Annotated in this window: 16 protein-coding genes and 1 pseudogene; 10 read left to right on the top strand and 7 right to left on the bottom strand. The window is 39.7% G+C overall.

The window, feature by feature from the left end; all coding sequences use genetic code 11:
- The first annotated feature begins 90 nt into the window (after positions 1-90).
- Positions 91-921, top strand: a complete 831-nt coding sequence (gene larE / locus ACN222_RS06380; protein WP_044520872.1) for an ATP-dependent sacrificial sulfur transferase LarE — start codon at positions 91-93, stop codon at positions 919-921.
- A 10-nt stretch (positions 922-931) separates the two neighbouring features.
- Here the strand turns inward: larE and ACN222_RS06385 are convergent, their stop codons facing one another.
- Entirely contained in the window at positions 932-1,294 is a 363-nt protein-coding gene (locus ACN222_RS06385; protein WP_010995459.1) for a DUF4864 domain-containing protein, read from the bottom strand.
- 40 nt (positions 1,295-1,334) lie between these two features.
- Complete coding sequence (locus ACN222_RS06390) at positions 1,335-2,486, bottom strand: SGNH/GDSL hydrolase family protein (RefSeq protein ID WP_010995460.1); 1,152 nt, start codon at positions 2,484-2,486, stop codon at positions 1,335-1,337.
- Between the two features lie 393 nt (positions 2,487-2,879).
- On the opposite strand from ACN222_RS06390, the gene ACN222_RS06395 reads away from it, so the two are divergent.
- Positions 2,880-3,092 carry a hypothetical protein gene (locus tag ACN222_RS06395; protein ID WP_010995461.1) on the top strand — a complete coding sequence of 71 codons (213 nt, stop codon included), beginning with the start codon at positions 2,880-2,882 and terminating at the stop codon, positions 3,090-3,092.
- Positions 3,093-3,236: 144 nt separating this feature from the next.
- On the opposite strand, the gene ACN222_RS06400 is transcribed toward ACN222_RS06395, so the two are convergent.
- From ACN222_RS06400 to ACN222_RS06420, 5 genes and pseudogenes are all read right to left on the bottom strand, one after another.
- Positions 3,237-4,142, bottom strand: a complete 906-nt coding sequence (locus tag ACN222_RS06400; RefSeq protein ID WP_044520874.1) for a DNA-methyltransferase — start codon at positions 4,140-4,142, stop codon at positions 3,237-3,239.
- Between the two features lie 32 nt (positions 4,143-4,174).
- On the bottom strand, positions 4,175-4,615 hold the full coding sequence (cynS, locus tag ACN222_RS06405) for a cyanase (protein WP_010995463.1): 441 nt from the start codon (positions 4,613-4,615) through the stop codon (positions 4,175-4,177).
- 171 nt (positions 4,616-4,786) lie between these two features.
- Positions 4,787-5,215 carry a hypothetical protein gene (locus ACN222_RS06410; RefSeq protein WP_010995464.1) on the bottom strand — a complete coding sequence of 143 codons (429 nt, stop codon included), beginning with the start codon at positions 5,213-5,215 and terminating at the stop codon, positions 4,787-4,789.
- Positions 5,216-5,225: 10 nt separating this feature from the next.
- Complete coding sequence (locus ACN222_RS06415; RefSeq protein ID WP_010995465.1) at positions 5,226-5,375, bottom strand: hypothetical protein; 150 nt, start codon at positions 5,373-5,375, stop codon at positions 5,226-5,228.
- Positions 5,376-5,423: 48 nt separating this feature from the next.
- Positions 5,424-5,947, bottom strand: a pseudogene (locus ACN222_RS06420) (ABC transporter transmembrane domain-containing protein); the annotation flags it as partial.
- A 182-nt stretch (positions 5,948-6,129) separates the two neighbouring features.
- Between ACN222_RS06420 and ACN222_RS06425 the strand changes: the two are divergent.
- The 8 genes from ACN222_RS06425 (at position 6,130) to ACN222_RS06460 (ending at position 12,922) form a co-directional block, all read left to right on the top strand.
- On the top strand, positions 6,130-6,978 hold the full coding sequence (locus tag ACN222_RS06425) for a prohibitin family protein (RefSeq protein ID WP_190449612.1): 849 nt from the start codon (positions 6,130-6,132) through the stop codon (positions 6,976-6,978).
- 48 nt (positions 6,979-7,026) lie between these two features.
- Positions 7,027-7,443 carry a DUF1824 family protein gene (locus tag ACN222_RS06430; protein WP_010995468.1) on the top strand — a complete coding sequence of 139 codons (417 nt, stop codon included), beginning with the start codon at positions 7,027-7,029 and terminating at the stop codon, positions 7,441-7,443.
- A gap of 112 nt (positions 7,444-7,555) precedes the next feature.
- Entirely contained in the window at positions 7,556-9,496 is a 1,941-nt protein-coding gene (locus ACN222_RS06435) for an ABC-F family ATP-binding cassette domain-containing protein (RefSeq protein WP_010995469.1), read from the top strand.
- A gap of 248 nt (positions 9,497-9,744) precedes the next feature.
- Positions 9,745-10,248, top strand: a complete 504-nt coding sequence (locus ACN222_RS06440; protein WP_010995470.1) for a pentapeptide repeat-containing protein — start codon at positions 9,745-9,747, stop codon at positions 10,246-10,248.
- Positions 10,249-10,300: 52 nt separating this feature from the next.
- Positions 10,301-11,476 (top strand): formate-dependent phosphoribosylglycinamide formyltransferase, encoded by a 1,176-nt coding sequence (gene purT, locus ACN222_RS06445; RefSeq protein ID WP_010995471.1) that lies wholly within the window; start codon positions 10,301-10,303, stop codon positions 11,474-11,476.
- 134 nt (positions 11,477-11,610) lie between these two features.
- Entirely contained in the window at positions 11,611-12,063 is a 453-nt protein-coding gene (locus tag ACN222_RS06450; protein WP_010995472.1) for a hypothetical protein, read from the top strand.
- A gap of 15 nt (positions 12,064-12,078) precedes the next feature.
- A complete protein-coding gene (locus tag ACN222_RS06455; protein WP_010995473.1) occupies positions 12,079-12,738 on the top strand; it encodes a PIN domain-containing protein in 660 nt (219 codons plus the stop codon).
- Between the two features lie 52 nt (positions 12,739-12,790).
- On the top strand, positions 12,791-12,922 hold the full coding sequence (locus tag ACN222_RS06460) for a hypothetical protein (RefSeq protein WP_269083591.1): 132 nt from the start codon (positions 12,791-12,793) through the stop codon (positions 12,920-12,922).
- Positions 12,923-12,925: the final 3 nt, after the last annotated feature.

Genomic DNA, 12,925 nt, shown 5'->3' on the forward strand with positions numbered 1-12,925 from the left:
GGGGGGAAGAACTAATTACCACTGACAACCGACAACCGACAACTGACAACTGACTAAAATATTGCTATAGGGTTTTGGCAGGATTTGGGAATGATGTTAACTGAAAAGCTTGAGCAATTAAAAGCCTTATTTACAGAAATGGGACAGGCTTTAATTGCCTATTCTGGGGGCGTTGATAGTACTTTGGTAGCGAAGATTGCCTATGATGCGTTGGGCGATCGCGCTTTGGCTGTGACTGCGGTTTCACCTTCGTTGTTACCAGAGGAACTAGAAGACGCGAAAATTCAAGCCGCAACGATTGGTATTTCCCATAAAATTGTCCAAACTTACGAAATGGACAACCCGAATTACACATCGAATCCCGTCAACCGTTGTTATTTTTGCAAAAGCGAATTACACGACACCCTAAAACCTTTGGCTTTAGAGATGGGCTACCCTTATGTGGTGGATGGGGTCAATGCTGATGATTTGCATGATTATCGTCCAGGGATTCAAGCCGCGAAGGAAAGAGGGGCGCGATCGCCTTTAGCAGAATTTGGTATTACTAAATTAGAAGTTAGACAGCTTTCCCAGCAATTAGGCTTACCTTGGTGGGAAAAACCAGCCCAGCCTTGTCTGAGTTCCCGCTTTCCCTACGGTGAGGAAATTACCATAGCCAAATTGCAACGTGTAGGTAGAGCCGAAATTTATCTCAGGAAGTTAGGTTGGCAAAATTTGCGCGTCCGTTCTGAAGAAGATACAGCTCGGATTGAATTACCGCCAGAAAAAATCAAAGATTTTGTCCTCACAACAGATTTACCTTCTGTAGTCACTGCATTCCAAGAGTTGGGATTTATCTACGTCACCTTAGATTTAGAAGGTTATCGCAGTGGTAAATTAAACCAAGTCCTCAATCAGGCAAATACCGCACTAAAAGTCTAATCACCAGTTATCAAAAAGTCTCTGCTTCCACAGAAACGAGAATACAACCATTAATCCTCCAACTATCATCTGGTTGTTTCTCCATAAAATACAAAGCCCTGAGAGGAACACCATCGGGTGCTAAAAGCAACACTGGTTGAGTGATATTGTCCTGAATTGTGGTAACTTTCTCAAAAAAAACTGAGCGTGGACGATACACCGCCGGATAACTCATGCTCACCATCCGCAGGAAATTTTCCGCATTTTGAAACTGCTCTTGAATTGCTGGGGCAGCACAAGCAAAAGCACTTGGTGCATCATCTTGTTGAAAAGCTGCTAATTGGCTTTCAATCACAGATCGGATGGTAAGAAAATCTTGATCAGTAACTTCCATAAATGTATAAATTACGGTAGTTTTTGTTAACTGTTGACTGTTAACGGTCAACATTTTTGTTTTGAGAGAGTTTGAATTCTACCTGTTGGATAGCAAATCGCCACACATCATAACCATCAGCCGACAAATGCAAGCCATCTGTGGTTAAATCAGCACGTAAATTGCCATCACCGTCTGTAAACCAACTATGAATATCTAAATAATTTACTTTTTCTTTTTTAGCAATTTGAGCCAGTTTTGTATTAATTTCTCGAATCCGACTATTAGAAATTGTTGGCAGGTGAGTAGGTAATATAGATTGTATAAAAATCTGAGTCCTGGGGTGAGACTGCCGTAATCTCCGAACCATCTGGCGGTGATTACGTAAAATTACTTCATCGCTGGTTCCTTTTCGTAGGTCATTAATCCCAGCCATGATGTAGATAGCATCGGGACGCGTGTATGAAAACGCTGTCAATCTATTGGCGATACCAGTGGAAGTGTCTCCGGATATACCTTGATTCAGCCACAATTTACCAGATGGTAGCTTTTCTCTAGGAAACCACATACTCAAGGAATCCCCGACGAGGATACTGAGACGGTTTTTACCTTGACCTTGAGCGATCGCTTTAGCTTCTAGAGCTAATAGACTTTTCCAATCATCATAAGTTAGTTGCTGCTTTTGAGTTGCATCTCGTAATGATTGTCCACTATCACCATCATGGCGTGTGTAAATCTGACCTGTTTTCAATGCAGCTAATCGGTAATAGTAAAGTTGATTACCAGAAGTTAATAGTTGGTTATGCGGCTGGGAATTAAGGTTAAAGAATGAATTTATGGGTGTTGATGATTCTTGATTGGTAAATTGCAGTAAAGGGTTATCAGAATCGTGAATATTTTTCTCGCCATTTGTTGATTGAGAGGCCTTAGACGGTGACAAAGGTTGACTGCTAAATTCGGGGAAGGATACGTTAAAAAGGGTAGGCAAGCTTTTTTCATCCCCATCCTGTGGTAAGCTCTCAAACGCCTGTGCTAGTTGGTTACTGAATGGGGATAAAGATGTATCCTCAGTAATCACATTCGGTGAACTTTGTTTTATATCCGACGCGAAACTAGAATTATCTGGCAGGATATCCGATATCTGTGGTAGAGCTGATGCTGGTAGTGTCAATCCTGTTAACAAACCTACTGCCAACAGATAAGAATCCCTCATCGCTTTATGTCTCCTCTGTGTACTTTTTTGTTCTATGACAGTTTTGATTTCCTACATTCAGGAATTTTACTGTTGCTAAAATATTATTTTTATTGAAAACGTATAGTTCTGTAAACTAGGTTAACGAGATCATATTTAACAATTCACCAATTCTTTAAAGCATATCTTGGGGTTTAATTAGTAAAGATGATTGCCCTGATGTTAACAGCCTGTACTAATAGGACGTTAACTAAGTATTATTACTCTCGTCATGATATATGTAATAATTACTACCTAACTTCAGCATATCTTCCGTATCAAGACTTGTAAATATTCATCTTTATCCATTTAAATAAATTTCTATTGGTATAGAAGAAACCAGGATAAAGTGCTAAGATTTAGTCGAAGTGATTGATGATTCCCCGTAATTTTGTGGCTAGAGCTAGTACAGCAATTGGTGTTAGTCCGATTATTAAAGAGATTGTGCAGAAACAGGCACATTCTACCCGTTTAACCCTAAAAGAGGTAATTCTCATGGGAATGTTAGCAATAGATAAACTTGACGATCAAGGTCGTCAAGAGTTGGCAGACAAGGTTCATCAAATGCAGGTTAATGGTGAAATATAAATTTGTTTGCTCTATTTAATAGTCACAAGGTCATAACTCCATTGATTGGCTATTAAGCAAACAAAAATAAGGATATAAACCCCTAAATTGTTTATGGGAATTGTGGTTCCGGACTCTGAATTTGGAATTTTTTGTAGTGGCTGACTATTCACTAAATCTATAGCGACTTCCCAGAACATAATCCTGATTAATTTCCACAGCAATCCAACGACGTTGCCAAGTCTCAGCAACAAACCCAGTAGTATTAGAACCTGCAAATGGGTCTAATACTAAATCCCCTTCATCAGTCAAGAATTTGATGAAGAACTCAGCAAACCCCTGAGGAAATCTAGCCGGATGAGGTTTAACCCCTGCTGCTTTACAACGTCGTAAATAAGTACTGTTGGATTCAGTATTAGCAATTTCTAGCAAATTTGGGGGAATTGCACCCTGATTATCTTTTTGAAACTTATCAGAAATATCATGTCCACTGGGACGAACTTGCGCTTTATAACCTTTTTCGAGTAGTCGCTTCATACTCTGGCTATAAGGTTTTAAAATTTTTTTGTTATCTGCTTTGGGATTAGGGGTTTTTGATAGCCACCAAACAATATTTACTGCATCTTTGACACGGACTCTTCTAATCGTTACCCATTCAGCCGGGGTAGGTAATCGCGCAGGATTGTAATGATAGAATTCCTGAGCCAGAAAAAAACCAACTTCCTTACATAATTTCACTAGCAGTTCGTATTGATAAATACTCCGCACAGGATTTCCCGGAAGATATGCGCCACCTAAATCTAAAATAAATGAGCCATTTTCCGTCAATACTCTCTTAAATTCGTCAGCAAAAGGTAAAAACCATTCAATATATTTTTCTGCGCTTTCGTTGCCGTATTCTTTTTTACGCGTTAAAGCGAATGGTGGTGAAGTGAGGATTAAGTTAACACTATTGTCGGGGATAGATTTAATAATTTCCAAACAGTCGCCTAAATATACTGCTCCGTGTTGCTGGGTGTAAGAAGGTATAAAATTAGTTAATTTAATGGTTGTTGTTTGTTGTGAGTTCAAGCGACATTTAAGTTATGGCGATGAGTCAAAGACTACCACTTTTTGTAAGGTAAGAATTTACCAGACATAGTAATCTTAACGCGATCGCCTTTCGGATCTGCTTCTTTTTCCACATCCAAGGTAAAGTCAATTGCACTCATAATTCCATCGCCAAACTTTTCTTGGATGACTTCCTTAATGGGAAAGCCATAGACCTGCATAATCTCATAGAAACGGTAAATCAGTGGGTCTGTAGGCACAACTGGCCCTAAGCCTTTGACTGGGTATTCAGTTAAATGTTTAATATAGCTGGAGTCTAATCCCAAGGCTTCCACCAGTAACTTAGCTTCTTCCTCAGATGCACTTGCTTGGCGGTAGAATAAAGCAGCAATACACACTTCATCCCGCCCCAAAGTTGCTTCTAAGTCAGCAAAGCTGAGTCCTTTATCTTTCTTGGCCTGTAACAGAGTTTGCGTAATTTCCGGTATCGACATCTGATAAATCTTCTACTGAATTATTTTGTCAGAGAAAATTTTACCATGACGCAGCAAGGTGTAGGCGATGAGTTAGGCTCCACCGTAGGTGATCGTAGGTCATTGTAGTTCCCTCTTCTACCTGGGTACAAATTTATTTTGAATTTTGAATTTTGAATTTATTAATCTGTGTTAAACCACAATCTCCCCACTCATGCGCTGTTCTAATAATTCCAACAACCCATCTATATCCTTCCCAACTTGCTCAAAACAGACTGGTGGCGGGGGTTCTGGTGCAAACTGAATTAACTTAATTTCACCCTTACCAATACCAATCATCAAGACTTCAATTTCTGGTTGATTATGTTCAATAATTCCCAAAAGTTCCTGAAGTCGATTTTCTACATTATTATTTAATTTCTCTACAGCGTCTTTCGGGCAGTAAACAAAATGTGGTGTAGGCTGTAAATCGATACCTATAGTACCTTGACTATCACCATTTTCTAACCATAATCCCCAAAAAAGTGCAGCCAAATCTTGCTGGTTTTCTTTGACAAACCTATCTAACTGGCTACGCCACTTACTATCACCTGATTCCGGCTTAGTACTACCAAACATCATAAATAATTAGTCATTGGTCAACAGTCAACACCAGCGATCGCTCAATAGCTGCTTCTGTTTTATTATCCAATGCCGAGGTTGCTTTATCTAAAATCAAAACCTGCAAATTCTTAAAACCCCCTCGTGCAATGGCGATTCTTTGTCTTTGTTTCCCCCACATCGGCGTAACGTGGTACTAGCCATATCTAGAAAGCAACCCCCAACCCTAAAGAATAAACCGTATTGCTAAAATAGCCATCCAAGCGATGCTGGGAGTCAAAATAAAGAATGCACCACCAACGACTACAATAGTCATGACTACTTGGATAATGTCGTTAGCGCCACGTCCACAAAACGTTCTAGTTGGTTAACATCGTCACTGAGGATAGACATGAAAGCACCTGTACTGTGTTCCTCAATATAAGCTAATTCCAACTCTTGTAGGTAACTGTATGCGTTTAAACGTAGGTTATACTGGATATTCTGTGCTAGGTTACGCCATAACACGCGATAGCGACACTCAAAAAATGACTCTAGCATCCAAGTGATGACTGTGAGCAGCGCCACAATTAAAAATTGCCCAAAGATATCTTTTATTCCCAACTGAGCAATGATAGAATCCTGCTGCTTAACTACCACATCCACCGCCATAGCAATTAAAGCTGGGGAAGCCAAATCAAAAAGTTTATTTAGAATCGAGCAACCAGCCGCCAAACACAATTGTTGACGATACTCGTATCCATAGTTAAACAGGCGCTGTAGAGGGTGTGCAGAATGTCTATGCCTTTGTCATACCCGGTGAGACGGAGATGCTATGGCCACAGCCGTTGAAAGCTGTGTGCAACTGATATTACCACAGAGTTGGGGACTGGGAATTGGGGACAGAGATAACTGTCAACTGTCAACTGTCAACTATTAACTACGGAGAAACAAGCTTGAAAAATCAGCAATTGGGAAATTGGCAAACTACTGTGTTCGGAATTTTGGTGGCAATAATTGTGATTATTGGGTTAAATTCCTTTATTATTATCAATCCAGGGCAAGCAGGAGTGTTGAGTATCTTAGGGAAAGCTAGGGATGGCGCGTTACTAGAGGGGATTCACTTGAAACCGCCTTTGATTTCGGCGATAGATGTTTATGATCTCACCGTCCAAAAATTTGAAGTACCAGCAGAAAGTTCTACCAAAGATTTACAAAATTTGTCTGCTCGGTTTGCCATTAACTTTCGCTTAGATCCCATCCAGGTGGTAGATGTGAGAAGAAAGCAAGGAACTCTAGAAAATATTGTCTCAAAAATTATCGCTCCTCAAACACAAGAAGCATTCAAAATTGCAGCCGCTAGAAGAACGGTGGAAGAAGCAATTACCAAACGGAGTGAATTAAAAGAAGACTTCGATAATGCTTTAGGCGATCGCTTAGATAAATATGGAATAATAGTATTAGATACTAGCGTAGTTGACTTGACATTCTCGCCAGAATTTGCCAGAGCCGTAGAAGAAAAACAAATTGCTGAACAACGCGCCCAAAGAGCCGTTTACGTAGCGAGAGAAGCCGAACAAGAAGCGCAAGCAGAAATTAATCGAGCCAAAGGGAAAGCAGAAGCCCAAAGACTTTTAGCAGAAACTCTCAAAGCTCAAGGTGGGCAATTAGTACTGCAAAAAGAAGCCATAGAAGCCTGGAAAACTGGTGGCGCGCAAATGCCCAAGGTTCTAGTCATGGGTAAAGAATCACCAGGCAGTGTACCCTTTATCTTTAATCTAGGAAACACCCAAAATTTAAACTAATTGTCTGCTCACACACAAACACAACTTAGGAACATAATAAAGTAGTTTATGTCAATGCCCAATCATCCCAATCTTACCACCGCCGACGCGAAAAAAATTCTCAATAAATTCAATTGCTTAGATATCGCCCCGATTCTCAAGCCATCAGAAAAAGAATCAGTTCGTCGGGCATTGATTTTGATCACCAAACTTTCTGACTATCAAATATTAGGAATTTGCGCCGATACAGCCGAAGAAGGACTACTAGCTATGAGAACTTATTCTCACGCTTTAGGTTATGAAGTCCCCATTGATTTACCTGTAGTTGAAGGCCCAGTCTACATCAAATTAAATGGCAAAAATGGTCTGTGTTATCTCGATTCCTATGCCGGACATCATCGCGGTGTTCTAGTATCATGCCAATCTTACTATGAAGGAGGAATCAACGAAATGTATGGACATCTACCCCTCGACCTATTTGTTTAAAAGTTTAGATTGAATCTGAGGTACGCTACACTCAATAAACGTACCTCTTCCTCCTAAAATATTTTGAATTTTGCGCCTGTGTGTCAGCTAAAAAGTATCTTTTAAAATTGCTATGAGCGTCATCACATTACAATCAGTTAAAAAAGACTTTGGAATCAAAGAAATTTTAAAAGATGCGAGCTTTAGTTTAGATGCTACAGATAAAGTTGGCTTAATAGGTACAAACGGTTCCGGCAAATCCACTTTATTAAAAATGATCGCCGGCATAGAATCTATTGATAGTGGACAAATTCTCTGTACTTCTGGTTCTAAAATCATCTACTTACCCCAACAGCCAGACTTAGATGAAAATCGTACTGTTTTAGAACAGATTTTCGCCGACAGTGGCGAACAAATGACATTAGTACGTGAGTATGAAGAACTTTCTGATAAACTAGCTCACTACCCAGAAGATAGCCAAATCATGTCCCGCCTTTCTGTTGTCATGCAGCGCATGGACGCAACTAACGCTTGGGAGTTAGAAACTAATGCCAAAATTATCCTCAGCAGGCTAGGAATCACTGATTTTGATGCGCCCATTGGGAGTTTATCTGGCGGCTATCGTAAACGTATAGCTTTAGCTACTGCCTTACTTGCAGAACCAGATGTTTTACTGATGGATGAGCCAACAAACCATCTGGATGCTCTATCTGTAGAATGGCTACAAAGCTATCTTAACCGCTTTCGTGGTGCATTATTTCTGATTACACATGATCGCTATTTTTTAGATAAAGTCACCAACCGCATCATCGAAATCGACCGAGGCGATGTCTATAACTATGCAGGTAATTACTCATACTACCTGGAAAAAAAAGCTCTGGCGGAAGAATCAGCCATTAGTACCCAACGCAAACATCAGGGAGTATTGCGACGAGAACTAGAATGGCTCAAGCGTGGCCCCAAAGCTAGAAGTACTAAGCAAAAAGCCCGCATTCAACGCGTCCAAGCCATGCGCGAAACTGAGTTTAAACAAACTCAAGGTAAAGTGGATATCTCCACGGTTAGCCGCCGCATTGGCAAAAAAGTGATTGATTTGTATAACATTTCTAAAGCCTATGATGACCGCATCTTAATCAAAGATTTTACCTACGAATTTAGCCCGGAAGACCGCATCGGCATTATTGGTGGTAACGGTGCTGGCAAGTCTACCTTAATGAATATCATCACCGGGCGTGTAGAACCCGATGCCGGTAAAGTAGAAATTGGTTCTACCATCCACATTGGTTATTTTGACCAACATTCTGAAGAATTACTCACAGCTTTAGATGAAAATCAGCGCGTGATTGACTACATTAAAGAAGAGGGAGAATTTGTTCAGATAGCCGATGGCACAAAAATTACTGCTTCCCAAATGTTAGAACGGTTTCTTTTTCCAGGGAATCAGCAGTATGCACCAATTCATAAACTATCCGGTGGTGAAAAACGCCGATTATTCCTGCTGCGTATCCTCATCAGCGCCCCCAATGTCTTAATTTTAGATGAACCGACAAACGATTTAGATGTGCAAACACTAGCAGTCTTAGAAGACTACTTAGAAGATTTTAGCGGTAGCGTCATCGTCGTTTCCCACGATCGCTACTTTTTAGACCGCACTGTTGATACAATATTTGCCTTGGAAGCAGGTGGGAGCCTGCGGCAATATCCAGGTAATTACTCAGTTTATCTAGACTACAAAAAAGCCGAGGAAGCACAACAAGCAACAGTCAACACTAAAGAAAAGACAAAAAATTCCCCAGAAACAAAAGTTACATCGCAAACTAAAGATGTAGAAACTAAAAAACGCCGTAGACTGTCCAATTGGGAAAAGCGGGAATTTGCCGAGCTAGAAGGCAAAATTGCTCAATTAGAGGATGAAAAAACCCAAGCCGAGCAGGAACTGACTCATGTCCCTCCTGGCAATTATACTCAAGTACAAAAACTCTACGAACAAATAGAAGCGCTGAAGCAAGCAATTGATGTAGCGACTGAGCGCTGGTTAGAATTAGCTGAGATAGAGTCTTCCGAGAGTGGGTGAGCGCAACATGATAGCTCAAAAGCAGAATCTACCATCAAACCTGGCATTAAAGGATGCCCGACTTGCCAACACAAATCAATTCTTTAAAAACTCGGCAACTGAGTTTACCAAAAGTTCGCCTTACTATTTACAATCAGATGTTACTCTTTGTCTGAGTGGAAGTTTGACTAGGTTTTCAGGTTAGTGCTTTTCATCGGGCTATTGATAACTTTAGCCGTGCATCCAATAGTTAGATATAGTGCCAAACAATGATCATGATCAATCCTCATACTCAAGACATCCGCTCTCAATCCATTCATTTTTTAGAACAGAGTCCATCAGAACGCCTACAAATTCTGCAAGAATTAGGCTTAGGTCGTTTTAAGTTCTTATCTAAAATTCGACTGAATGACAGCAACGTTGATTGTGTGATTCGATTCTTTCAAAATCCTGGGCAAATGAAATTTCCCAATCTCTCTGGCGCAGATTTGTCTGAATTGAATTTGGATGAAGTAAGTTTAATTCGAGGTAATTTATCAGAAGCAAATTTACAAGGAAGTAGCCTATTAAATGCTGATCTAATTTTTGTGAATTTCACAAAAGCTGACTTGAGAAAAGCTGATTTAAGAGGTGCAACTCTCAATGGAACTGTTTGGCTAGATACTCTTGTAGATGAATGCCAATTAGGCATTGGTAACGGCTTAACCAAGCAACAACGTAAAGATTTACAACTGCGGGGAGCTAAGTTCAACTATTTGGCAGATGATAATTAAAATGCAGTATTAATTATTAGGCTGCTAGATTTTGATTATCTAGGAAAGGTGCATGAGTAAGGCAATTAAGCTACCCCAAAAACTAATGTTGTTGGGGTCAGGTGAGTTGGGCAAAGAATTTGTCATTGCGGCTCAACGTCTTGGTAATTATGTGATAGCCGTTGACCGCTATGCCAATGCACCCGCGATGCAGGTTTCCGATTGTTGTGAAGTCATATCAATGCTTAGTGCTGATGATTTAGAAGCTGTAGTCACTAAGTATGAACCTGATTTTATCATACCAGAGATTGAAGCAATTAGAACAGAGAAACTACAGGAATTTGAAGACAGAGGTATCACTGTAATCCCCACTGCGGCAGCTACCAATTATACAATGAACCGCGATCGCATCCGGGAATTAGCCCATGAAGAATTAGGTATTAGAACAGCGAAATACGGCTATGCTGTCACCTTAGAAGAATTGATTGCTGTTTCTGATAATATAGGGTTTCCTAATGTAGTCAAACCTGTGATGTCGTCCTCAGGTAAAGGACAATCGGTAGTTGCCACAAAAGAGGAAGTAGAGAAAGCTTGGGATTATGCGATCGCTAATTCTCGTGGTGATAGTCAAAAAGTCATCGTCGAAGAATTTATCAACTTTGAAATTGAAATCACCCTCCTCACCATTAAACAGTGGAATGCACCCACAATTTTCTGTTCACCCATCGGACACCGCCAAGAACGAGGCGATTATCAAGAATCTTGGCAACCGGCTGGTATTAGCGAAGATAAGATATTAGAAGCGCAAGCCATAGCCAAAACCGTCACCGATGCTTTAGGCGGTGCTGGCATATTTGGGGTAGAGTTTTTTATAACTAAAGACGAAGTAATTTTTTCTGAACTATCACCCCGTCCCCACGATACAGGCATGGTGACATTAATTTCACAAAACTTGAACGAATTTGAGTTACATCTTAGGGCAATTCTCGGCTTACCAATTCCTAAAATAGAACAGTTAGGTTTCTGCGCCAGTGCAGTAATTTTAGCCTCAGAAAAATTGGATGCACCCCTGTTTACAGGTGTCGCCGAAGCCTTAGCCGAACCAGATGTAGACATCAGACTATTTGGTAAACCTACAGCACATCCTTATCGTCGTATGGGTGTAGCTTTAGCCAAAGCCGAGAATGTGGAAACAGCTAGGGAGAAAGCGACAGATGCCGCGAGTAAAATTCACATAAGTAGTCAATAAATTGCTGACTACTGCGAAAAAACTCCCAAAGTTCCTAAAAATGCCCATATTTCAGAGGACAAATTTAGTTATGCAGGCATTATCCGATGAGACTATAATTGACTTGGGTTACCAAAGTCACGAGGATTATAAAAATGGATGTTGAGAAACTCCGTGACGAAACAATAGAGATATCAGACATTACAGCCTGGAATAAAAATGGGCAAAAACTTTTAGTATCAAAAATTAGAGCCAGAGACATTCAAGAAGATATTAAATCCAAATTAGAAGAAATTCTCAAATTTGAATATAAGCATAATGGAGTTATAGTGCCTTATGCTATGACCGCTACTCGTGAAGAAATTAAGATTTTTGAATGGGATGGCAAACATCTCAAGGATATCTGCACCTTCCCAACTCATGAAATTATGTCTGAGTACGATGCAGAATTTAGTAATAAGAGAATTTTTGAGTATTATCTAGAAACATTAGTTGAGGGATGGTTAAGAGATTTAGCTGAACACTGGAAAACTGATAATCCACCTAAATCACAAGAATTAAAGCAGATAGGTTTCGTAGAAAAGCTAGCCGATGCGGCGGTAGAGTAAAGGGTAGTAATTTTAGTGATAACGCTTTATATCGAAACTAATTTCTTTATTGGGTTTGCTAAAAGCCAGGATGAGGATTCTGAAAAATTAGTCACTAACATATCGCCAGATAGAAATACACTGACTAAAATTGTGACTCCTTCAATGTGTTGTATGGAATCTCTTTCTGTACTAAACCATGAAATTAGCAAAAGCAATCGTTTCCAAGATAATTTAGATCTTGAACGAAAGAAACTAAAAGGAGATAAAAACTCTCAATATTCCAGAGAAATCCAAAGATGCCTTCAAGAAGTAAAAATTAAAAATGAAGCGAGGTTGAATGAAATAAACAATCGCCTTGTTCAAGTTCTTGAATGGGCTACTATGAATGTAGAATTAATACAATTAAAACCAGATATACTGAGTACAAGTCTTCAAGAACAACTGATCGCCGATCAAACAGATAATCTTATTTTACATTGTATTCTTGATCACGCCCGAATTCATCAGAACACATCTCCAGATGATAAGAAAATTTTATTAACTGCAAACTCTAGAGACTTTGGTACACCAGAAATCAAGGAAATATTGCAGGGATCTGGTATCAAGTATCTTACTAGCACGGAAAAGTTTCTAGGTTGGCTGCAATCAAACAACATAGAAGCTTACAATTCTCTACATTTAGACGTTTTGTGATTCCTATTAATTCAGAACACCATAAATTATATTATACAGCTTTAGCTTAAGTATGAATGTTTATGCAGAAATTTTAAAAACGATAGATCAAAAGATAAAATATCAGAGACATCGCATCGATGTATGTACCAGAAAGCGATCGCTAATTATTAACATAGATGAAGGTGTAGAATTTTCCATCTAGGTT

Source organism: Anabaena sp. FACHB-595, assembly GCF_048568275.1.
Lineage (GTDB): Bacteria > Cyanobacteriota > Cyanobacteriia > Cyanobacteriales > Nostocaceae > Trichormus.

Coding starts and splice junctions, on each gene's coding strand:
- larE (WP_044520872.1), top strand. CDS start 91: ATGATGTTAACTGAAAAGCTTGAGCAATTAAAAGCCTTATTTACAGAA.
- ACN222_RS06385 (WP_010995459.1), bottom strand. CDS start 1,294: ATGGAAGTTACTGATCAAGATTTTCTTACCATCCGATCTGTGATTGAA.
- ACN222_RS06390 (WP_010995460.1), bottom strand. CDS start 2,486: ATGAGGGATTCTTATCTGTTGGCAGTAGGTTTGTTAACAGGATTGACA.
- ACN222_RS06395 (WP_010995461.1), top strand. CDS start 2,880: ATGATTCCCCGTAATTTTGTGGCTAGAGCTAGTACAGCAATTGGTGTT.
- cynS (WP_010995463.1), bottom strand. CDS start 4,615: ATGTCGATACCGGAAATTACGCAAACTCTGTTACAGGCCAAGAAAGAT.
- ACN222_RS06410 (WP_010995464.1), bottom strand. CDS start 5,215: ATGATGTTTGGTAGTACTAAGCCGGAATCAGGTGATAGTAAGTGGCGT.
- ACN222_RS06415 (WP_010995465.1), bottom strand. CDS start 5,375: ATGTGGGGGAAACAAAGACAAAGAATCGCCATTGCACGAGGGGGTTTT.
- ACN222_RS06430 (WP_010995468.1), top strand. CDS start 7,027: ATGTCAATGCCCAATCATCCCAATCTTACCACCGCCGACGCGAAAAAA.
- ACN222_RS06435 (WP_010995469.1), top strand. CDS start 7,556: ATGAGCGTCATCACATTACAATCAGTTAAAAAAGACTTTGGAATCAAA.
- ACN222_RS06440 (WP_010995470.1), top strand. CDS start 9,745: ATGATCATGATCAATCCTCATACTCAAGACATCCGCTCTCAATCCATT.
- purT (WP_010995471.1), top strand. CDS start 10,301: ATGAGTAAGGCAATTAAGCTACCCCAAAAACTAATGTTGTTGGGGTCA.
- ACN222_RS06450 (WP_010995472.1), top strand. CDS start 11,611: ATGGATGTTGAGAAACTCCGTGACGAAACAATAGAGATATCAGACATT.
- ACN222_RS06460 (WP_269083591.1), top strand. CDS start 12,791: ATGAATGTTTATGCAGAAATTTTAAAAACGATAGATCAAAAGATAAAA.